Genomic DNA, 20001 nt, shown 5'->3' with positions numbered 1-20001 from the left:
CGGATTTGCCGATTTTTATGCCGTAAAGCCACTGCTTTAATCTTTACTATCTGATAATTCGCCTAATATCCGTCAAAAATCTTGTGAGGACAAACTCTTAAATTATTTTTAATCGGAGGTTCTGGGAATGGAAAGTTCAAATACTAAAAAAATTTTGTTCGATACTCAAACAAGAGTCGCGCCGCTCGGCCTTATTTCAATGAACGGAACACAGGAGCTGGGACGTAAAATCAACAATTATCTTGTTAAATGGGGAAAAGACCAGGGAATGGAAACTGACAATTATCTGATCGAAACAGACTGCCCCAGATTTTCTTCCGGCGACGGAAAAGGTCTGATTAAATCCACCGTAAGAGGAAACGACCTTTTCATTCTCTGCGACGTCGGCAATTACAGCTGCACCTACAACTATTTCGGCATGGAAAACGCTATGTCCCCCGACGACCATTATCAGGACCTTAAAAGGATCATTCAGGCGGCAAGCGGAAAGGCTCACAGGATAAACGTTATCATGCCGTCGCTCTACGGTGGACGTCAGCACAGGAGAAGCTACCGCGAATCCCTCGACTGCGCCGTAGCGCTTCAGGAGCTGGAGGCTATGGGAGTTGAGAATATCCTCACCTTCGACGCTCACGACCCCAGAGTGCAGAACGCAGTGCCGCTTATGGGCTTTGACAATATTATTCCCTCATATCAGGTGCTGAAAGCAATGTTCAAAAGCATTGACAATTTTGTTATTGACAAGGATCATTTTATGATCGTTTCTCCCGACGAAGGAGCTATTAACAGAAATATGTATTATGCTTCCGTACTGGGAGTTGATCTCGGAATGTTCTACAAGCGCCGCGACTATTCGGTCATAATAAACGGCAGAAACCCGATCATCGCCCACGAATATTTAGGCAACGACGTAACCAACAAGGACGTCTTTATCGCCGACGACATAATCTCTTCCGGAGAGTCAATGCTGGAGGTTGCCGTTGAGCTTAAAAAGCGCAAGGCGAAAAGAATTTTTGCTTACGCTACCTATGCCATATTCACCAACGGTCTGGAAACCTTTGACAAGGCTTACGCGGACGGAATCATCGACGGAGTTTTCGGAACCAATCTCACCTACCGCACTCCTCAGCTTCTTCAGAGATCATGGTTCCACGAGGTTGACTGCGCGAAGTATATTTCTTATTTTATCGCTTCGCTCAATCACGATCTTTCCATTTCAAATATTATTGATCCTCATCAGAAAATTGAAGCTCTGCTGAAAAAATACGGCCAATAAAACAATATAAAAGGGCGGCATATCCGCCCTTGTTTTAATTCGGAGCAAAGTCCGATGTGAGCTCGCGGGGTATCGGCTGCGACGAAGCAACCTGCGCCAAACGCCGTCTTTTGACAGCGAAGAGCTTCTAGCTCCTCAGGGTTTCAGTAGGGGATTACGTCCCCCTACTGAAAGTCTGAATGGAACCCGCCGCCTTAGAGAGGCGAACGCCTTCTAAAGAAGGCGGGGACATAGGCGCTGGGTTATATATCATGAAAAGGATGGTCTTATAACAGATGATTTTTGCAGGAATAGCGGCAGGCGGAACCGGAAGCAGAATGGGCGCGGATATTCCGAAGCAGTTTATCGAACTGAAAGGCAGACCGATTATTATACGCACTGCCGAAAAATTTCTTTCACAAAGCCGTATAGAAAAAATTTATCTGGGCGTTCACAATGACTGGGTCGGACATACGCAGGAGCTTATTGAAAGGTATATCGCTGCCAAAGAGCGGATATGCGTAATCAAAGGCGGCGCTGACAGAAATTCCACCGTACTGAAAATAATAAATAGAATCACAGAAGATTACGGCGCAGACGATGATGATATTATTCTCACCCATGACGCCGTAAGACCTTTTGTAACGGATAAGATAATAAACGACAATATTGAAGCGGCGCTGTCAGGCAAGCCGTGCACTACAGCTGTGAAAGCAACAGATACTATCCTGTACAGCGAAAACGGAACGGAAATAGAGTCAACGCTCAGGCGAAGCTGTCTTTATCACGCTCAGACGCCTCAGAGCTTTAACATACAGGCTTTTGTCAACGCGTATTCAGGCTTAACCGACGAACAGAAAGCTTCGCTGACCGACGCCTGCGGAGTATTTAACGGCGCGGGGATACCGGTTTCGATCATAGAGGGAGATTTGAGCAATATAAAAATAACCACGCCGTATGATCTGAAAATTGCCGGCGCTCTGCTTTAAAATATGTACAGTACGCTGTTATCTTAAAATAAAGCAATACCGCACAAGTCCGGTCAACGGTATCGTGCGGTATTGTTTTATTAATTAGCGTCGGCATGAATCGCTTTTACGCCTTTCAGATACCGAAAATTTTTAGGTTCCCTGAACATTTTCCAACGTAAAAAATCATCAACAGCCGTTCCTAAAGCGGCAAGTATCACCCACAAAAAAACAAAAGGCAGACAAATTTGTCCGTCAAAATTAAGCGGAATATCTGAATAATCCCAGATATTCATTTGAAGATACCGGTTTAAAATCTCGCCTGCCAAAAATTCAATGGCAGTTATAAAAAAAGCCGCTATGGAAATCTGCAAAAAGTAATTCATGCCTCTCCGCCGCTCATCATTTAGCAAATGTATCACTACCATTGATATTCCGCCCAAAACACCCATCGTTATATGAGTAAAGCCTCTTACCGATATTTCTATCATACCGTATATAAGCGCTCCTACGGCGAATAATGTAAATACTTTGACTGCTTTGCTCTGCAAATCTACACCTCCGATGAAATTGATCCTTAATTATAATTTGCACCGAAAATAAGATTTTAAAACTGAAATAAAAAAGAAATTTATTGAAATTAAAAGCCTTTAAAATTTTCCCTGCAAAGCTTCCGAGAACGCAAAATCAAATTCATAAATTCTGACAGCTACTCAATCAGTCCGTACTTTACCTTGACTCTATCCAGCTTGTCAAGCATTGGCTCGGCGCCAATAAACAAAAACACTGCCGTTGCCAAGCCGTGCACTACGTCCAAAGGAAGCCCTGCGGCATAATAGGACAGCAGCGCCGATCTGTTAAGCTTTATCCCCGCCGTTATCGCAGCGGAGGGATTCATAATGCCTCCGTATATTATCACGGCGCTGAGCATTCCGAATATGCACAGAGAAATACGGTCGCGCCGCAGAAAGCCCTTGCGGAATATAATTCCCGACAAAAAGCCGATAATTCCCATTGCGAACATCTGCCACGGAGTCCACGGACCCTGCTGAAAAAACATATTTGAAACAAGCATGGTCACAGCGCCTACAAGAAAGCCTGTTTCTCCTCCGAAAGAAACTCCTGAAATTATTACCAGCGCCAGCACCGGCTTGAACTGAGGAAGCATATAAAATGCCGCCCTGCCGGCAACTCCCAGCGCGCACAACACCGATATTATAACAAGCTCTCTCGCCTGCGGCTTTCTTCCTTCAAATATCATAAAGAAAGGAAGCATACATTCCAGCATAACCAGCAAAGAAATAAAAAGATATTTCTTGTCGCCAAGATAATAGACACCTATAAAAACCGTCAGCGGAACCGCAAGCAATATCATTGCTGCCGCGGCGGCAGTTCTTTTTTTTATGCGCCGCTTCTTGATTTCAGTCTGTATTTCATATGTCCTGCGATCGAACCTTTTCCAGAAAGCCGCCGCAAACAGCACTGCGGACAGAATAAGCAGTATATATTCAAAATTTACCCCATACAAGGTCTCAGGCGCTTTTATCAGTCCGAAGCTTAAACATATCGCGGCGGCTATGACCGCAAGCCCTGAAAACCCGAAAATCCTGCGTTTCAGCGGTGCTTTGATTTTCTCCGGCTCATTTCTGCGCAGACTTTCCACTTCCGGTATTTTACCGTCAAGAAAGGAGGTATCAATTGACGCCGGCTCCTCAGTCTGTCCCCCGAACGCAGAAATTACATCGTCAACGGTAACCGCGCCGCCGACTATTCCTCCCGCCATACGGCTTGCGGCTGTTGTATAAAACATATTTTCCGCAAAAAATTCAGACGGTCTGCCCTCGGCGCCCGCAGCGCCGTTGAACAGCATGACGCACCTGTCGGCATATTCGGCGCAGAATTCAATATCATGACTTACCATTATTACCGTCCTGCCTCTCAGGCACAGCTCTCTGAGTATCGCGGCAAACGTTTTTTTGAACTCCGCGTCAAGTCCTTTGGTGGGCTCGTCCAGCAGCAGTATCTCGGGATCTGCCAGCAGGACCTTAGCAAGCGCCGCTTTCTGCCTTTCGCCGCCTGAAAGATCGTACGGATGACGTAAAGCGAGCTTCTCTATTCCGCACAGCCTCATGACAGCAGTTACTGCCTTGCTTTTATCAGAGGGTGCTGTTTTTTTGCCGTCAAGCATTTCCGACAGATCATCATGCAGAGTTTTTTTGACAAACAAAGCCGAAGGATTCTGAGGAACCGCTCCGATAACTTTACCGCAGAGGTTCCCTAACTCCTCAAATTTTTTCCCTTTGACCTTTACATGACCTCTGTACGGACGGTTTGCTCCGCTGAGAACGGAAAGCAAGGTGGTTTTCCCGGTTCCGTTACCTCCGATCACCGCAAGTAGCTCGCCCTTTTCCGCTTTCACCGATACTCCTTTAAGTATATCTTCTCCGTCCCTGTCATATCTGAACCATATGTTTTCCGCATCTAAAACCGTTTCTCCGCCGCTGCTTATATATTCCCTTTTTAAAGGCTCCGGCGTGTGACTGAGAGAATAGCTCTCGAGCCATACCCTTCCCTCTCCTACTGTCAGCGGGCAGGTTTCGTTGTCAGGCAAAGCAGACCAGATACGCATAGGAGCCGGCATTGCGGCGAACATACCGCTGCTTTTTAAAAATTCCGCGGTTTTATCCGGAGTCCCGTCGCATATAATCCTGCCCTTATCCATCGCGAGCAAACGGTCGCTTACCGGAATGATCTCCTCAAGCCTGTGTTCAGTAATGATAACCGTTATGCCAAGCTCCCGGTTTACTTTTACAAGCACGCTTATAAACTCTGAAGCCGCGATAGGATCAAGCTGAGCCGTCGGCTCGTCCAGAATCAGAACCGACGGTTTCATTACCAGAACAGAAGCAAGATTAAGCAGCTGCTTCTGACCGCCGGAAAGCTCGCTTACGTTTTTTTCAAACCAGCTCTGTATACCGAAAAAGGCGGCTGTTTCAGCAGTTTTTCTGCGTATGGTATCACTGTCAAGCCCAAGGCTTTCCAGCCCGAACGCAAGCTCATGCCAGACCTTATCCGTCACGATCTGATCATCCGGCGACTGTCCGACAAAACCTATTTCACTGCTCTGGACATCCGCCGTAATGTCATTCAATACAGCTTCTTTAAACAAAACCCGCCCCGATCTTCTGCCGTGAGGAGAGAGAACGGTTTTAAAATGTCTTAGCAGAGTGCTCTTTCCGCAGCCGGACGGTCCGCATAAGGTCATAAACTCACCGGAGAAAACGGAAAAAGAAACGTTTTCTATTGCATTGACGTCGCTTTCAGGATACGCAAAGCTTAAATCTTCGACCTTAAATATTTCCACTTTCTGTCCTCCTGTAAATTTATTATCATCGGCATAGAGCAAAGCGCAAAATAACAAACATAAACCGTTATCGGCAGCGCCGTAACGGGAGTCATCTTAACCGTCGGGAAACATCTGAAGTCCGCATAACCCATTGCGCAGCCGAAAACTATATAACCGCTCAGCACAGCTGTCAAAGCAAGAATGAAGCCGTCTCTTTTTTCAAAGCCGTATCTTGCAAACGAGGTTCTTTTCATGGTACCGTAGCCTCTGCTTCTCATTGAATCGGCGGTTTCAACCGCGCTTTCAAGCGACCAGCTTATCATTACCCCGAAAATCCTGACCGCGTTTTTCATGCGCTGAACTATCCCGCCTACAGAAATATCATATCCGATACACCGCTGCGCTTCCTTCACCTTGTTAAACTGAGCCTTGAACCTGGGAATAAACCTGAAGCTCATTGACAGCATAAGGCTGAGATGAGGAATTATTTTTCCGAAAAGATACATGAATTTATCTGCGGTCATTATCTTGTTAAAGCATGAAAACCACATTATCACCTGAGCTATCAGCAGCGCCGCCATTACGCCGTAGATTATGGATTCTACAGTAAGAGGATTTCCGTTGGGCAGATATGCCGCTATCGTAGCGCCCTGATGGTTGAACGCGGGGTTTATCACGATCAGCATAAGCATAGCCGGAATAAGGTATAAAAGTCCGAAGCGGACGCTTTTGCGTCCGCTCAGATAAACAGAATATGCAGCGGCGTTTATCAACGCTATGACCGAAAAAACAGGATTCATAACAAACATAGAAAACAACAGCACCGCCGTAAAATAACAAAAGTTCACCAAAGGATGAAATCGTGAAAAACTATCTTTCATTCATATGCCATGCCATATTGGCAAGCGTTCCTCCCTCATCAAATGTATAAAACCGTTCTTTTAAGCCTACTGGTTTTGACCATAATAATCTCCGCCTACGTCCTTTCCAAGCTCGCAGGTATAAACAAAACAAATTACATCTCCGTCCTCCGGTATATACTGAGAACAGCTGTAATTGGGAAATTCACCGTTTACGCTGTACATCCAGCCGGAAAGGCTTCCGCAGTCAAACTCGTACAGGTTGCCTATACCCTCAATATAAGCTGAATCATACAAAGGCGTCCACGAGCTTTCAAGATGTATGCCGTTATCCCTGCATACTCTCTGAAGCACATCGAAAACCGTTTCCCCGTCGTTCAAAACAGCTTGGGTTTCAGACAGCAGCCAGCCGTCCGACGGAACAAGCTCATGCTTATCGCTGTCAAGCTTATCCATATTGTCAAGAACAGCCGCGCAGGAAACAGAAACGGTGCACTCAGGCTCAGACTTCTCCGGCTGCTGTGACTGACCGAAGTAAGCCCCTGTTTCCGCCGCGGAACTTTCCTGCGGCTGAGCGGTTTCTCTGCTTTCGGTATCCTTAATTACCAAAGAAGTGTTTTCCGTTTCTTCAGCCTGAGACGCAGCGTCTGAAGCTTCTGTCTTTTCCTCAGAAGCCTCAGCCGGAAAACTGCCGTCCGTATCCGATAAATCAGCCTTACGCGTATAAGACGAATCCTGCGCGTCATTCTGAACGATCAAATCAGGACTCCATGTATCTTGCGAAGTTACTGAGCTGTCGGACGAGGACTCCGTTATGACCCACCCATGCGAATCGGGAGAATCCCCTTCGTACCAGTATGCCGCGGCAAGAATGCCTGCGGCTATAACAGCTCCGGCGATACGGAATTTATATTTTTTCAGCCGTTCAAGCATTAATATCTCCTCTGCCGCAGATTATTTTTCCGACTTTTTCTTTAAAGTCATTGCCGCTCCCGCCGAAACTGCGGCAAGCATGATTGCAATTGCGCCGGATAAGCTTCCTGTAGCCGGTACTTTATCGTCAGACTTGCTTTCAGATGAAGAGGAAGCAATATCCGACGTATTCTGTTCCGAGCTTTCGTCTGTGTTTCCAACTGCCGGATTATTTACGCTTACAACGTCAGTCATATCGAACAGCGTATTTTTTCCTTCAACAAATCTGTAATACGCGGCGATTGCATAATATCCCTGCTCTGTAGACATCTGATTTACCGACGAGCTGTCAGAAGTATGCTTAAAGCCGCCGTCAATATAAAACAGCTTCAAAGCGTCAAGCGCTGAAACGCCGTCCTTAACAAATCTCTCATCAGACGAAGGATCAATTCCGAGGCTTGAAAGCGCAACGATCATCTGAGCGGCGCTCTCGCAGTTTGCCTGTCCGCCGGAAGAAAACGTTCCGTCGCCGTTCTGCGAAGCGGAAAGCATATCAAGCGCCTTATCCACAGCCGCTTTTACCGTTTCATCTTCATAATAAGGAGCCAGCGACGTTATAACCATAGCGGTTACGTCAATATCCGCATTTTCTCCGTCAAGGGAAAACGCCCCGTCTGAAAGCTGCTGTGAAATAATATAATCCACCAGCTTTTCTCTTGAGGCCGGATTATCTGAATCCGAAACGGGAATATCATAATTGTTTGAATCAAAAGCGATCAAAGCCCATGCCGCGCCGTTTATTCCCTGCTTAACGACATAATCAAAATCTGAAAGGGGCTCAAGAATATTATATCCCCCGACGTCGGTAACATCATAGCCCAGCGAGGTGAGAGCCAGAATCATTCTCGAATTATCAGCCGACTTTGTGTTGCTGAGCTTTGCCGAGCCGTTTGCTCTTAAGTAATTAACGGCGTTCTCATAATATCCCTCGGAAAATTCATCGGTGATCCTTCCGCTTCGCGCAAGACCTATTGCCGTCCATTCTCCTCCCACCGAGCTTACCTGCGGAATACCGCCGCTCAGCAGACTATCGCCCACGCTTTCAAATATCTCGTCAAAAGAAGAAAGCTTCTGCTCTACAAGCTTAGCATATGCTTCCTCTGCCGCAACAAGCACATCATAGCTTTTGCAGAGAGCCTTCTGGGCGTCCGTAAGCCTTGCATACGCCGCGCGGGCTTTTTCAATCGCCGATTTGCTGTTAATAGTAACCTCTCCGATCTGAGCTATAAGGCCGTCCACCTCGTCAGCCGCAAGCTGGTCGGAAATATCAGACTCCTTCTCCGAAACGATATTTACAGAATATACGGTTTCGGTCTGTCCGCTGTTCATGCTGGGCCAGGAGGAATTTCCTACGCCTATATACAGTACGTCGCCGTTTGAAACCGGAATATATTCGCTTCTTTTATATTCGCTTCCGTCGGCTTCAGGAGTATAATTGGTTTTATAGGTCCTTACCTGAAAGTTTTTGTTTTCAGCAGTCGGAACGACCTTTACGCTCTCCGAGCCGTCGGTTATAGAAAGAGTATACTCTTTCTCCTGCGGATCAAATGCTTTGTCAAGAGTCCCGGCGCTGAATACCAAATCCTTAAGCAGAGTGCTGCCGCTGGACCAGTCGCTTCCTATATCAGGTCCCCAGTTGCAGGTATACTGAAAGCATATCTCATCGCCGTCAGATACAGTGTAGGCAGACATGACCTCGTTGGTAAACCAGTCGTTCAGCGTAAACATCCAACCGCCCATATCGGCCGCGGTGTCGATTCCGACTCCGTTGATATCAGTCACATAGCCCATGTCCAGCCCGGAAATCGAATAGCCGCTGTCTTCAAAAGCAGCTTTAACTGCGTCAGCCAACTCTGCCGCTTCATCAACGTCGATCCATACGTCCAGCAGTTCTCCGTCCCATGCCGCGCCTTCAGCAATTGAAAACGTATTGTTTTCAACTGTTACTCTCACCTTTCCTGTTCCGTCCTCCGCAAACGTCGACCAGCTTACCGAACAGGCAAAAATTGCCGCTGCCGCGGATAAAATTTTAGCAGTGATTTTCATTTTCTTTTCCTCCGTCAAATTTATTTGAGACGTAATTTAAGCCGTTTGTTTTTCCGGCTTTCCTTCTTTCCTTCGCGCGCGTTCTTTTTTCCCGGCTTCTTTCAGCCGCGGAAGGCTTAACCGCCTCTTTAAGCCCCGCGCGCTCCAAAGCTCTGGGCCAAGGTCCGAGCTTCTGCTTGATAAAGCACACGTCACTGCTTTCAAAATCGCTTCTCTTTGGAAGCCGTCCGAGCTCAGCGCTTTTACTTGTCAGCATATTCACAGCAATTTCTGTTTTTTCGTCTTTTTTCATCATACGATTCCTTTCTCTCAGACAATAAAAAACGCTTTCAAAGCTAAAAAGCAAAGAAAGCACAACAGACTTATAAAAACAGAGCGCGGCAAGCCAGATAAACTCAGAAAAAATACATACGTCTGCTTACCGAAGACAAATCTCCGCAAAAGCCGGCTGCGCTTCTTCTTCGTCCAAGACGGCAATACCGCTGAGGACGCGGGAGTATTCTGACTTATGGCGGCAACGCCAAACACAGTAATGACGGTTGTTCCGGATTCGAACCGGATTCCCAATTACTTACTAGGTTAACAACTTTTCAAACCGCGTCCCTGAGAATATTCGATTTGAGGCTATGCAGAAAAATACGCATATTGCCATTAGCATTATAACACGTTTTCTTATAAACTGTCAAGAATATTTTCAAAATGCTTTTCTTTTTTCCGATACTATGCTATAATAATAAAAAGACCTAAGAAAACGGAGGTACGGAAATGGAAAATATAAAATCCCTCAAGGACAAATTTATCAGCATTTACAAGGAACATATTACAAGACCCGGCTCTGAGCGGCTGCTGGATTGGCTGCTGTCCGAAAGCAGCGATTTCTTTGCCGCACCTGCGTCTACCAGATATCACGGAGCGTACGAAGGCGGCTTATGCGAGCATTCGATCAACGTTTACGAGTGTCTGAAGGATTACTGCGAACGCGAGCGCGTCAGGGAAAACTACGGACTTGACTTTTCTGACGAAAGCATAGCCATCGTCGCGCTGCTTCACGATCTGTGCAAGATAAACCTGTACAGGATCAGCTACCGCAACGCCAAAAACGAGGACGGCGTCTGGGAAAAGGTTCCTTACTTTGAGTTTCACGATCAGCTTCCCTACGGTCACGGCGAAAAATCAGTTTACATAATAAGCGGCTTTATGCGCCTTACCCGAGAGGAAGCCTTTGCCATACGCTGGCACATGGGCTTCTCCGGCGAAGAAAACAAAAACACAATCGGCAGAGCTCTTGAAATGTTTCCTCTGGCGCTCGCGGTTCATATCGCCGACATGGAAGCCACCTTCCTGATGGAGGGCGGAAAGCTCTGACACCCCGTTACCGGGCATTTTCTTTGCCGAAAAATTTTTTGAAACCTTTCGGCGTTTTATCAAGTATTATTTATATAAGCGAAGCGATGCACAGGACATTACGCAGGAGGTTTTTCTTAGATATATCAAAAGCAATAAAAAATTTAACGACGAGGACCGCACAGAAAGGACGATTAACATGAAATTCAGAAAACTATTTACGGCGCTGCTGCTTACAATATTATTTACAGGGTGCGGCGCTGACGAGCAGAAAGACGAACCGAAAGAAGAAATCTCATATACACCTATCGTATGCAGATATACAACCACTCCTACCTGCTGGACGCCCTTTGACTGTATATCCTTGAATATAGAGGTCAAGGATAACAACACCGTCGAGGTCTATTGCAGTAATTTCAACTATGTGATCGACTCTGAAACGACAGTGAGTTTTGATTATATTTATGGTGAAACCTTTGATATTACCGAGGAGCAGAAACAGAACATCATTTCCGTAATAGAAAAGAACCGTATCAACAAAATCAAAAACTGCGGCGACGAAAATTCCTGCGACGGAAGCTACGAAAATATCTCTTTGTGCGATTCAGACGGAAAAACCGTTCATAACTGCGGCGGACTTAATCCGTACAACAAAAAATTTAAAAATACGGTTGACGAAATAATCAAGGTTCTGCCCGAAGATACAAGCAAGGATATACGCAGCAAATCCGAGGATTTTCTTAATGAATATCTGACTGAAAACTATCCCGAACATTACAGCGGGTTTAACGAGCAATAGCAAAATTCTTTCTTATACAATAAAGAGCTTTCGGAAAATCGAAGGCTCTTTTTATTGCGGTCAGATAAAGTAATGATATTACGCCGCGCCGGATTGCGAAAACTTAGAACAATACCATGCAACCCGCTTTTGCCTGAAATAATGTGACAAATGTAATATCAAAGTCTTTCAAATGTAACTTACCCTTTCGGCGTTTTTGTGATATACTTGAAATAAAGAAAGGACGGATCGGCATGAGCGTATTTGTATCGGTAAAAAACCTGGTAAAGAATTACGGAGATTTCTGCGCGGTAGACAATCTCAGCTTTTCGGTGGAAAAGGGTGAAATATTCGGCTTGCTCGGACCTAACGGCGCCGGAAAATCAACAACAATAAACGTTATCACCACTCTTGACGGCTGCACTAAAGGCACAGTTGAGATCGGCGGAATGGATATTGAAAAGCATCGGACAGAGGTCAAAAGGCTTATAGGAGTAGTACCGCAGGATATAGCGGTTTATCCCTTTCTGTCGGCAATTGAAAACGTCAGATTTTTCGCCTCGCTTTACGGTATAAAGGGCAAACAGCTTGAAGAGGCGGCAAAGGAGGCGCTTGAATTTACAGGGCTTGCCGACAAAGCCGGCATGAAGCCCAAGCATATGTCGGGCGGTATGAAAAGAAGACTTAATATTGCCTGCGGTATCGCTCATTCTCCGAAGCTTATCATAATGGACGAGCCGACGGTCGGCGTAGACGCGCAGTCAAGAGAGCATATTCTTGATTTCATTAAAATACTTCGCGACCGCGGCGCTACTGTAATATATACCTCACACTATATGAACGAGGTAGAGCAGCTATGCGACAGAATAGCCATAATCGACAGGGGCAGGCTGGTGGCGTGCGGAACGGGACAGGAGCTGGTTTCATTGGTTACCGAATACAAAAGCTTTAAGTTAAAGACTAAAATTCCCGCCGACTTTGACGAAAAGCAGTTTATCAAAAATACGGTAAGTCTGCCTACAGTTCATGCCGTTGCTGTAAACGGAGATGTGATAACAATTGAAACAACTCTCGAATGCTCTGACTTTTCCGATATTCTGGAGCACATTAGAAAATTCCGCCTGCCTGTCATAAGCGTTGTTTCTCAGATCCCCGACCTGGACAGCGTATTCCTGACGCTTACGGGTCATGAAATGAGATAGGGGCGTGATATAAAATGCTTGCAATAATCAAGAAAGAAGTAATGGAGCTGTTCAGATCGGTCGATCAGCTGTTTTTCGTTATACTTTTCCCGAGCCTTATGGTGTTTCTGCTTGGTACCCTGCTTGAAGATTTGGATGTTTCGGATTACGATATCGGCGAGATAAAGCTGGGCTACTGTTCTCAGGGACAGCAGGACGCCGCCGAACAGTATTTTCAGGAACTCGAGGCAAAGGGCGTTATCAGCCTTGAATACTTTGATTCCGCGGACGAAGCTGTCGAGCAAATAAAAGCTGAACGGCTTACAGCCTGCGCTGAATCCGAAAACGGCAAAATAACGCTTTATCTTGGAAACGAGGGCATAAAAAACCGTTCTCTTACAGCCATGACCCAAGGCTTTCTTTATATGAATCAGACCTATACCGCCTGCGCGGCAAACATGGAAGATCCCATGCGGCTAACAGCAATACAGCCTGAGGAGCAGGATTATACGAAGACCGGAGAGCTAGGAATAGAACGTTCAATGATAGATTACTACGCGGTCGCGATGACAGTTATGATTATGTTTATGGGATCGCTTTCAGGAGGCGGCGAAACCTTTTTCGGCGAAGTAAGAAACAAAACGATCAATAAGCTTTATTTGTCGCCCCTTAGCCGAACCAAAATATTTCTTGCCAAGGTAATAGGCTCTCTGCCTATAGTCGTTATAGAGATAGCCGTTATTATGATCGTAAGCACCGTATTTTTTAATGCTCACTATGCCGCCGACGCCGCCGACAATCTGCTGCTGTTTGCAATGCTGCTTTCCGCCGCGCTGGCGCTTCTTTCAGTCGGCATATTTGTCGGACTTCTTTTGAAAAAAGTCTCTCCCAACGGTTTATTTCAGCTGATTTCATGGATAATGCTGTTCTTTTCCGGCTCTTTTTCCAAGGAAATATATATTGAAGGCTTTTCAAATTACCTTCCTCCGTATCTTCTCCAGCAGGCAGCTTTTGAACTGACGCTGTTCGGCAACAAAGCCGCGGCGCTTCAGGTCATAGCGGCCAGCGCGGTTATTCTGACGGTATTCGTTATTTTCGGAGCTGTTAAATTCAACAGAAAGGAGGCGGTATAAATGAGCAATATCATCAGGATATTCAAAAACTCCCTGAAAAGAAATAACATATTTATTTTTATCGCTCTGGCCGGAGCGATTATACTATGTTTCTGTCTGGAAGCATTTAAGCTTTTGAACGTTCCAGATTCTTTTGACGGAACCGAAAAAATTTCCGTCGGGGTAATAGACAGCGACAACAGCCCGCTTTCAGAAAATCTTAAAAGCTATCTGACAGATTACCTGAATATGGAGGTCGTTGAGAATAACTCCTTCGACAGGCAGTCAAGGCTCTTGATTAATACCGATATATCTGCTATAATAGAAATACCGGATAACTTTTATTCGGAGGCGCTGGGAGGCGCCGTACAGCCGCTTTCCTTAACTACAGTAAACGATTATGAAAACATCGCCTTCGTACAGTCATATCTGGACATTTATATGCAAAGCCTGTCGGTAGCAGTTCAGTCAGCCGACGGAAACGAAGAGATTTTTAAAAACATCTTAAAAGGAAGCCTTGATAAGGAAACAAAGCTTACGTCTGTAAACGCGGCTGAGAAAAGCGAGGCGGACGCCACAGCCTACGCCTTTGAAGTTACCTCCGGCTTTTTCCTGATGCTGGTAATGTCGATCTGCATATTTGTTTCATATACGGTGCTTGACGATAAATCCACCAAAACCTATGAGCGTATACAGATATCCAATGTTAAGCCGTTTGAGTATATAATCGGAACAATTCTGTTCGGAGGAGCGCTGTGCGTTATTTTCGGAGCGGCGCCTCTGCTTTATGCGGCATTGCGGGGATATTCGCTGGGGATAAGCTACGGCCTTGCCGCCTTGCTTTACCTGCTTTTCATTATATTTGTGACCGGCTTCTCCCTGCTGCTTTCAATGATTGTCAGGTCGCGCGCGGCAATATACACTGTGGTTATAGCCTTTTCCACATTAGGCTGTATTCTTGGCGGAGCGTGGTTTCCCCTCCCGGACGGTGCGGGCGTAATAAAGAACTTTTCATATATAATGCCGCAGTACTGGTTTATGGACGCTATAAAGAAGATGCTGGAGGATCCTGACGCCGGCTGTATGCCGAACCTTTGTATACTCGCGCTTTTCGCTCTGCTGACCTATCTTATATCGGCAACGGTATATTCACGGAGGAAAAACGCCGATTAATTTAACGGAGCCGTTATTGATATGAATAAAGCACTGCTCTATCTTGTATTCAAGCTTACAATGCTTGCCGCTTCGGCAGGCTATTGCATAAAGTCAGCAGCTGATATTACCGCCGCGGTGATATCGGCTCTGGTCTTATGCTGTTTATTTTTTACCGAGGCCTTTACATTGCGGTACCGTCACGGCAGAAAAGCATTTCTGATATTGTCGGCTGCCGGAGCAGCAGTTTGCCTGTATACCGATAAGACCTTCTATTTCCCTGTGCTTATTTCAATCGTACTCTGTATTATAGACATCTTTACCGACGGTTCTTCTTTCCTTGCCGTTTCAGCAACAGTTTTGCTTCTGCTGGGTATGATCTTTACGCCGGATTTTTTCTCTTTGACAATCACCATTATCGGTATAATAGGATTTCTTTCAGGAAAACGGCTGATCGAAAAGCTTTCCGCCTATAAGGAGCTGTCATTGAGCCAGCGTCAGGAAATCGCTGATTTAAGGGTAAAATTATCAGATATGAAAAGCTATTCGGCGGCGCTGAAACAATCGGCGGCGCTGGAGGAAAGAAATCGGTTTGCGGCAAGGATACACGATGAGCTTGGTCACGGAATTTCAGGAAGCATAATAATGCTGGAAGCCGCCCGCATAAGCATGGCTTCAAATCCTGATAAATCCGGCGAAATAATCGACAAGGCAATAGATAACCTCCGAAACGGAGTTGACAGCATACGCGTTTCGCTGAGAGAGGAACGTCCGGAACGGCGCGCTCTGGGGCTTAGTGAAATTGAAACTATAATGAAGCATTTTTCCGCAAACTATAATATAAAAACCGAAATAAACGCTTCCGACGGGCTTGAACGGATAACTCCGCAGATATGGCTATGTATACGCGACAATCTTACCGAAGCGCTTACCAACACCCTGAAGCATTCAGAAGCCGATCTTTTTACCTTCAGCCTGCAGACCTACAACAAGGTCATAAGAGCAGAGTACAGGGACAACGGAAAATGCGGCGGCGATTTCCGCAAAGGACTCGGTCTTGAAGCTATCGAAGAGCGCACAGCGCTGTGCGGAGGAAAAAGCCTGTTCAGAAGCGGTCAGAACGGCTTTTCCATCACCAATATATTTATCTTGAATCAGGAGCTGCAACTATGATAAACATACTTATAGCGGACGACGACGCGCTTATACGCGACGGTCTGCAAATGCTGCTTGAGTCCCAGAGCGATTTTAATATAACGGGTATAGCGAAAAACGGTAAGGAAGCCGTTTCGCTTTGCCGTAATCAAAAAAACGACGTTGCTCTTCTCGACATCAGAATGCCTGAGATGGACGGAATCGAGGCGGCTGAATTTATGATAAACGAGTCGCTCTGCTCTCCCCTGCTGCTGACGACCTTCGACGAGGAGGATTTTATTATAAAAGCTTTAAAACTCGGAGTAAGCGGATATATTCTCAAAAACAGTCCGGCGGAAATGATATTCAGCGCAATAAGAACCGTAAGCGCCGGAGGAACCGTCTTTCAGGAGGATATACTTAAATACGTCCGGGAACGCGTCGGTTCAGAAGGCGCAGACAGTGTTTTTTCACTTTTATCCGCAAGAGAAACCGACATTGTAAGACTTATAGCAAAAGGTCTTTCAAATCAGGAAATTGCCGACAGTCTGTATATTTCAAACGGAACAGTCCGCAATTATATTAGCGTTATTCTTGAAAAAACAGGACTGGAGCACCGCACGCAGATAGCGGTAAAATACCTTACAAAATAAAAACTAAAAATCAGCTGTACATAAAAGGCGGCGGAGCCGGCAGGAAAATCATGTATTGATCTTCTGCCGGCTCCGCCGCTTTTTGTTTTATAGCAATCAGTTTAACCGTTGCTAAGCTGTTTTTATGTCATATTTCCGTACAAAGCTAATATAAATAAAAACAGAGCGAATGCTTATCCGCCCTGTTTGCCGAACAACTATGTAAAATTACTTTTCACCCTTAAGCTCAGCCATGCACTCGGAGCAAACAGTCTTGCCCTTGTACTCTACTACGTCCTCTGCGCTGTTGCAGAATACGCAGGTGCGCTGGAATTTCTTAAGGATAATCATGTCGTTATCAGTATAGATCTCGATAGCGTCCTTAACGTTCAGGTCGAATGTTCTTCTCAGCTCGATAGGAAGAACGATTCTTCCAAGCTCGTCAACTCTTCTTACGATTCCTGTAGATTTCATAAATCTAGCCCCTTTTCATCAATAATTAACACGCCACGCCTGTGTGTGTATCTTAATTATACAATGAATGTCGATTAATGTCAATACCTATTATGGAAAAAATCTTGCAAAACGTTAGAATTAAGAAAACCGTAATAAATGTTTATGTATATTAATACCTAAGAGGTGAAATATTTGCTTAATTGTACAATTATACTTTTTATCCTTGCGGCGATATTGTATTCTCTGTTTAACGGCAGCATTTCAGAAGTATCGAACGCCGCCATCAATTCCTCTGTTGACGCAGTACGGCTGGTTATACAGCTTGCCGGAGCAATGGCATTCTGGGGAGGAATAATGGCGGTAGCCGAAAAAAGCGGACTTACCGTCAGAATAAATAAAATAATCGGACATATACTTCACCCGTTTTTCAACAGCCTAGACAAGCAAGGAAAAGCAATGCAGGCGATAACAATGAACGTAACCGCTAATCTTCTGGGAATAGGAAACGCCGCCACTCCTCTGGGTATCAAAGCAATGCGGGAAATACTCAGAGAGGAAAAAGCGGCGTACACCACCCGCAGCGTCGCAATGCTGGTATTGCTGAATACCGCGTCAATTCAGATACTTCCGGTAACTATAAGCGCATTGAGGCTGAAATACGGAGCGGCGGCTCCCTGGGACTGTACCGCGCCCATACTTCTTAATTCTATGATTTCTCTAGCCTTCGGTACGGCGGCGGTATACATTCTGTTCGCAAAGAAAAAGGCCTTAAAGTATCCGCTGCCGATCCGTCAGGCAAAAACTAAGTAAAGGAGAATGCACAAGCAATGCTGATCTCAGATCTTGCAGCTCCGCTTTTGATACTGTCAGTGCTGCTTTACGGAATCTGTAAAAAAGTCGATCTGTTTGAGGTCTTTACAGAGGGGGCATACCAAAACCTTAAAACTGCCGTAAACATTCTTCCCGCTCTGCTGCTGCTGATGACCGCGGTAGGTATGCTTTCAGCCTCAGGAGCACTGAACGCCTTGTCGGAGCTGATTTCACCGATACTTGACAAAATAGGCTTTCCCTCTCAGGCGCTTCCTCTTGCCTTGATGCGTCCTGTATCAGGAAGCGGTTCTCTGGCGGTTCTTGATAACATTCTGTCCGTTTACGGCGCGAACAGCTTTTCCGGCAGAGTCGCCTCAGTTCTGATGGGCTCCACCGAAACCACCTTCTACACAATTGCCGTATATTATTCCGCCGTAAAAATAAAAGCCGAATTGCCGGTCTTTATCTCGTCGCTTACCGCTGATTTTGCGGGATTCGTATTCTCAGCGCTGATCGTAAGGCTGTTTTATTGAAAAAGTCAAAACTTAAAGGAGAAGTAAAAGAAGCCGAGCAGATACGCAAGAGCGTTTACAGTATCTTGCGGCAGGAAAAGCGGGAAAACGCACAGCTCAGGACACAGGATATGGAGCGGTAACAAACAGAGCGGCGGGATAGTCAATACCGACCCCCGCCGCTCTATTTCCGTTTTGTTTGACCGACAAACTGGAAGCTGTTGATATTATATGTTCACATCGAATACCGCTGCTATTTGTCCATTTTCCATGAAAAACTCTATCTCAAACCCAAAATCCAACGACTCCCCAAAACTTGTTGGATCATAAGATATCATAGTCCGATTGTTTGTTTCAAGTTTTGATTCGTCTACTTCTTCCATACACAATTTATTGAAATGGTCTACTACAAACTTTTTACCGTAGTCATCTTCCCACATAGCTAATTGCTCAATCAGCCACTTTCCAAATCCTAAACAGGCGTTTTCTGATGTTGGCTCTGCATCAATAAAAGAGGCCCATGAAAGCTTTGGCGGAATACTGGATACAAGTTTTGCGTAGTCCTTGTCTGCAATCGTGTCTACCATCAGTTTAACCAATTCTTCCGCCTTTGTTTTAAGCCCCAATTCTGCCATTATATATACCTCTTCAACTTATAATAATCTGATTTTACTTCGTGAATTTAATCTTGCAACTGCTCAAAATTATTTCAGCTTAAAGGATTTGACCCATTCAATAAGGGCGTCCTCGTAATCTTCCTTGTTTTTAGACAAGCAGTAAGCGTTCACGCTCCACATTGCGTCGTCGCCCTTAAAAAGACCTTCGATGACATAGCACTCCTGCGTGTCGCCCAACGTTCCTACTGTAGAATCATTATAGCAGGCATAAACAAGATCTCCGTCTTTTTTAAATTCACCGTCAAAGCTTCCGACCTCTGCCAATGACATATAATCTTCCGGAGAAATAAGCTCCATTTCAGGATTAGTGCTGTAATCGTACTTTACGATATTTACGGCAGCCATTTCGCTGGTATAAAATGCTACTGACTCCGAATCGCCGCTTGAATCTTTCTTAAGAGTGCGCGGAATCTTCATAGTGAATTCGCTTTCTGACACTTCCTTATAGGTGCTGGAATGCGTAAGGCTGTACATATTTTTATAATAAGTATACCCAAGACCTGCAAGCGCAATAACAACTACAACTAAAATACTTGCCAGCGCCCTTGGTATCCCTCTTTTTCTTGTTGACACAGCTACGGACGGAGCGCTCTGCAAATCGCTGTTATCGGCAGAAATCTGTTCTGTGCTTACTGATTCATCATATGTAACGGGATTGCCGCAGGAGCAGTATTTCTCGCCCTCAACCACTTCATTTCCGCAGAATTTACATTTCACGATAATTCCCCCTATATTTATTAAATGATACGTTAATTATACAACACTT

General features: G+C 45.4%; 21 protein-coding genes and 1 riboswitch. Of the genes, 12 read left to right on the top strand and 9 right to left on the bottom strand.

Annotated features, from left to right (window positions below; genetic code table 11):
- Positions 1-127: 127 nt before the first annotated feature.
- Positions 128-1276, top strand: coding sequence for a ribose-phosphate pyrophosphokinase (locus EIH25_RS03385; RefSeq protein ID WP_124098553.1), 1149 nt, complete (start codon positions 128-130; stop codon positions 1274-1276).
- A gap of 275 nt (positions 1277-1551) precedes the next feature.
- Positions 1552-2244, top strand: a complete 693-nt coding sequence (locus EIH25_RS03380) for a 2-C-methyl-D-erythritol 4-phosphate cytidylyltransferase (RefSeq protein ID WP_124098551.1) — start codon at positions 1552-1554, stop codon at positions 2242-2244.
- Between the two features lie 80 nt (positions 2245-2324).
- Here the strand turns inward: EIH25_RS03380 and EIH25_RS03375 are convergent, their stop codons facing one another.
- The 6 genes from EIH25_RS03375 to EIH25_RS03350 all read right to left on the bottom strand — a co-directional run bounded on the left by EIH25_RS03375 (position 2325) and on the right by EIH25_RS03350 (position 9739).
- The gene (locus EIH25_RS03375; RefSeq protein ID WP_243113077.1) at positions 2325-2774 is read right to left on the bottom strand and encodes a putative ABC transporter permease; all 450 of its coding nucleotides are present in this window, start codon (positions 2772-2774) and stop codon (positions 2325-2327) included.
- A gap of 158 nt (positions 2775-2932) precedes the next feature.
- Positions 2933-5587: an ATP-binding cassette domain-containing protein gene (locus tag EIH25_RS03370; protein WP_124098549.1), complete on the bottom strand. Its 2655-nt coding sequence runs from the start codon at positions 5585-5587 to the stop codon at positions 2933-2935.
- Positions 5560-6450 carry an energy-coupling factor transporter transmembrane component T gene (locus EIH25_RS03365; protein WP_124098547.1) on the bottom strand — a complete coding sequence of 297 codons (891 nt, stop codon included), beginning with the start codon at positions 6448-6450 and terminating at the stop codon, positions 5560-5562. Before EIH25_RS03365 ends, EIH25_RS03370 begins: the two co-directional genes overlap by 28 nt.
- Positions 6451-6516: 66 nt before the next feature.
- Positions 6517-7362, bottom strand: a complete 846-nt coding sequence (locus EIH25_RS03360; RefSeq protein ID WP_124098545.1) for a DUF4430 domain-containing protein — start codon at positions 7360-7362, stop codon at positions 6517-6519.
- Positions 7363-7383: 21 nt separating this feature from the next.
- A complete protein-coding gene (locus tag EIH25_RS03355; protein WP_124098543.1) occupies positions 7384-9447 on the bottom strand; it encodes a DUF4430 domain-containing protein in 2064 nt (687 codons plus the stop codon).
- Entirely contained in the window at positions 9431-9739 is a 309-nt protein-coding gene (locus EIH25_RS03350; RefSeq protein WP_206425678.1) for a hypothetical protein, read from the bottom strand. The genes EIH25_RS03355 and EIH25_RS03350 overlap by 17 nt, the downstream gene beginning before the upstream one ends.
- Positions 9740-9920: 181 nt before the next feature.
- Positions 9921-10063, bottom strand: a riboswitch (cobalamin riboswitch).
- Positions 10064-10212: 149 nt separating this feature from the next.
- Between EIH25_RS03350 and EIH25_RS03345 the strand changes: the two genes are divergently transcribed.
- The 7 genes from EIH25_RS03345 (at position 10213) to EIH25_RS03315 (ending at position 16801) form a co-directional block, all read left to right on the top strand.
- Positions 10213-10812, top strand: a complete 600-nt coding sequence (locus EIH25_RS03345; protein WP_124098541.1) for an HD domain-containing protein — start codon at positions 10213-10215, stop codon at positions 10810-10812.
- A gap of 178 nt (positions 10813-10990) precedes the next feature.
- On the top strand, positions 10991-11590 hold the full coding sequence (locus tag EIH25_RS03340; RefSeq protein WP_243113076.1) for a hypothetical protein: 600 nt from the start codon (positions 10991-10993) through the stop codon (positions 11588-11590).
- A gap of 233 nt (positions 11591-11823) precedes the next feature.
- Positions 11824-12771, top strand: coding sequence for an ABC transporter ATP-binding protein (locus tag EIH25_RS03335; protein ID WP_124098539.1), 948 nt, complete (start codon positions 11824-11826; stop codon positions 12769-12771).
- A 14-nt stretch (positions 12772-12785) separates the two neighbouring features.
- Positions 12786-13883 (top strand): ABC transporter permease, encoded by a 1098-nt coding sequence (locus EIH25_RS03330; RefSeq protein WP_124098537.1) that lies wholly within the window; start codon positions 12786-12788, stop codon positions 13881-13883.
- On the top strand, positions 13884-15035 hold the full coding sequence (locus EIH25_RS03325; RefSeq protein WP_124098535.1) for an ABC transporter permease: 1152 nt from the start codon (positions 13884-13886) through the stop codon (positions 15033-15035).
- 21 nt (positions 15036-15056) lie between these two features.
- Positions 15057-16187 carry a histidine kinase gene (locus tag EIH25_RS03320; protein ID WP_124098533.1) on the top strand — a complete coding sequence of 377 codons (1131 nt, stop codon included), beginning with the start codon at positions 15057-15059 and terminating at the stop codon, positions 16185-16187.
- Positions 16184-16801: a response regulator transcription factor gene (locus tag EIH25_RS03315; protein ID WP_243113075.1), complete on the top strand. Its 618-nt coding sequence runs from the start codon at positions 16184-16186 to the stop codon at positions 16799-16801. The genes EIH25_RS03320 and EIH25_RS03315 overlap by 4 nt, the downstream gene beginning before the upstream one ends.
- 207 nt (positions 16802-17008) lie before the next feature.
- On the opposite strand, the gene EIH25_RS03310 is transcribed toward EIH25_RS03315, so the two are convergent.
- Complete coding sequence (locus EIH25_RS03310) at positions 17009-17254, bottom strand: AbrB/MazE/SpoVT family DNA-binding domain-containing protein (protein ID WP_124098531.1); 246 nt, start codon at positions 17252-17254, stop codon at positions 17009-17011.
- A gap of 174 nt (positions 17255-17428) precedes the next feature.
- On the opposite strand from EIH25_RS03310, the gene EIH25_RS03305 reads away from it, so the two are divergent.
- Genes EIH25_RS03305 through EIH25_RS12660 form a run of 3 tightly spaced genes read left to right on the top strand, consistent with a single transcriptional unit; the run spans position 17429 to position 18701 of the window.
- On the top strand, positions 17429-18046 hold the full coding sequence (locus tag EIH25_RS03305) for a nucleoside recognition domain-containing protein (RefSeq protein WP_124098529.1): 618 nt from the start codon (positions 17429-17431) through the stop codon (positions 18044-18046).
- A 17-nt stretch (positions 18047-18063) separates the two neighbouring features.
- A complete protein-coding gene (locus EIH25_RS03300; protein ID WP_124098527.1) occupies positions 18064-18579 on the top strand; it encodes a nucleoside recognition domain-containing protein in 516 nt (171 codons plus the stop codon).
- On the top strand, positions 18576-18701 hold the full coding sequence (locus EIH25_RS12660) for a hypothetical protein (RefSeq protein WP_279254426.1): 126 nt from the start codon (positions 18576-18578) through the stop codon (positions 18699-18701). The genes EIH25_RS03300 and EIH25_RS12660 overlap by 4 nt, the downstream gene beginning before the upstream one ends.
- Positions 18702-18785: 84 nt before the next feature.
- On the opposite strand, the gene EIH25_RS03295 is transcribed toward EIH25_RS12660, so the two are convergent.
- Positions 18786-19193 carry a hypothetical protein gene (locus EIH25_RS03295; protein ID WP_124098525.1) on the bottom strand — a complete coding sequence of 136 codons (408 nt, stop codon included), beginning with the start codon at positions 19191-19193 and terminating at the stop codon, positions 18786-18788.
- Positions 19194-19262: 69 nt separating this feature from the next.
- Positions 19263-19952: a zinc ribbon domain-containing protein gene (locus EIH25_RS03290; protein ID WP_124098523.1), complete on the bottom strand. Its 690-nt coding sequence runs from the start codon at positions 19950-19952 to the stop codon at positions 19263-19265.
- Positions 19953-20001 lie beyond the last annotated feature (49 nt).

Source organism: Ruminococcus sp. Marseille-P6503 (assembly GCF_900604945.1).
Taxonomy (GTDB): Bacteria; Bacillota; Clostridia; order Oscillospirales; family Ruminococcaceae; genus FB2012.
This window is presented reverse-complemented; position numbering and strand designations above follow the sequence as displayed.

Coding starts and splice junctions, on each gene's coding strand:
- EIH25_RS03345 (WP_124098541.1), top strand. CDS start 10,213: ATGGAAAATATAAAATCCCTCAAGGACAAATTTATCAGCATTTACAAG.
- EIH25_RS03320 (WP_124098533.1), top strand. CDS start 15,057: ATGAATAAAGCACTGCTCTATCTTGTATTCAAGCTTACAATGCTTGCC.
- EIH25_RS03300 (WP_124098527.1), top strand. CDS start 18,064: ATGCTGATCTCAGATCTTGCAGCTCCGCTTTTGATACTGTCAGTGCTG.
- EIH25_RS03335 (WP_124098539.1), top strand. CDS start 11,824: ATGAGCGTATTTGTATCGGTAAAAAACCTGGTAAAGAATTACGGAGAT.
- EIH25_RS03330 (WP_124098537.1), top strand. CDS start 12,786: ATGCTTGCAATAATCAAGAAAGAAGTAATGGAGCTGTTCAGATCGGTC.
- EIH25_RS03315 (WP_243113075.1), top strand. CDS start 16,184: ATGATAAACATACTTATAGCGGACGACGACGCGCTTATACGCGACGGT.
- EIH25_RS03310 (WP_124098531.1), bottom strand. CDS start 17,254: ATGAAATCTACAGGAATCGTAAGAAGAGTTGACGAGCTTGGAAGAATC.
- EIH25_RS03355 (WP_124098543.1), bottom strand. CDS start 9,447: ATGAAAATCACTGCTAAAATTTTATCCGCGGCAGCGGCAATTTTTGCC.
- EIH25_RS03340 (WP_243113076.1), top strand. CDS start 10,991: ATGAAATTCAGAAAACTATTTACGGCGCTGCTGCTTACAATATTATTT.
- EIH25_RS03350 (WP_206425678.1), bottom strand. CDS start 9,739: ATGAAAAAAGACGAAAAAACAGAAATTGCTGTGAATATGCTGACAAGT.
- EIH25_RS03325 (WP_124098535.1), top strand. CDS start 13,884: ATGAGCAATATCATCAGGATATTCAAAAACTCCCTGAAAAGAAATAAC.
- EIH25_RS03365 (WP_124098547.1), bottom strand. CDS start 6,450: ATGAAAGATAGTTTTTCACGATTTCATCCTTTGGTGAACTTTTGTTAT.
- EIH25_RS03360 (WP_124098545.1), bottom strand. CDS start 7,362: ATGCTTGAACGGCTGAAAAAATATAAATTCCGTATCGCCGGAGCTGTT.
- EIH25_RS03380 (WP_124098551.1), top strand. CDS start 1,552: ATGATTTTTGCAGGAATAGCGGCAGGCGGAACCGGAAGCAGAATGGGC.
- EIH25_RS03295 (WP_124098525.1), bottom strand. CDS start 19,193: ATGGCAGAATTGGGGCTTAAAACAAAGGCGGAAGAATTGGTTAAACTG.
- EIH25_RS03385 (WP_124098553.1), top strand. CDS start 128: ATGGAAAGTTCAAATACTAAAAAAATTTTGTTCGATACTCAAACAAGA.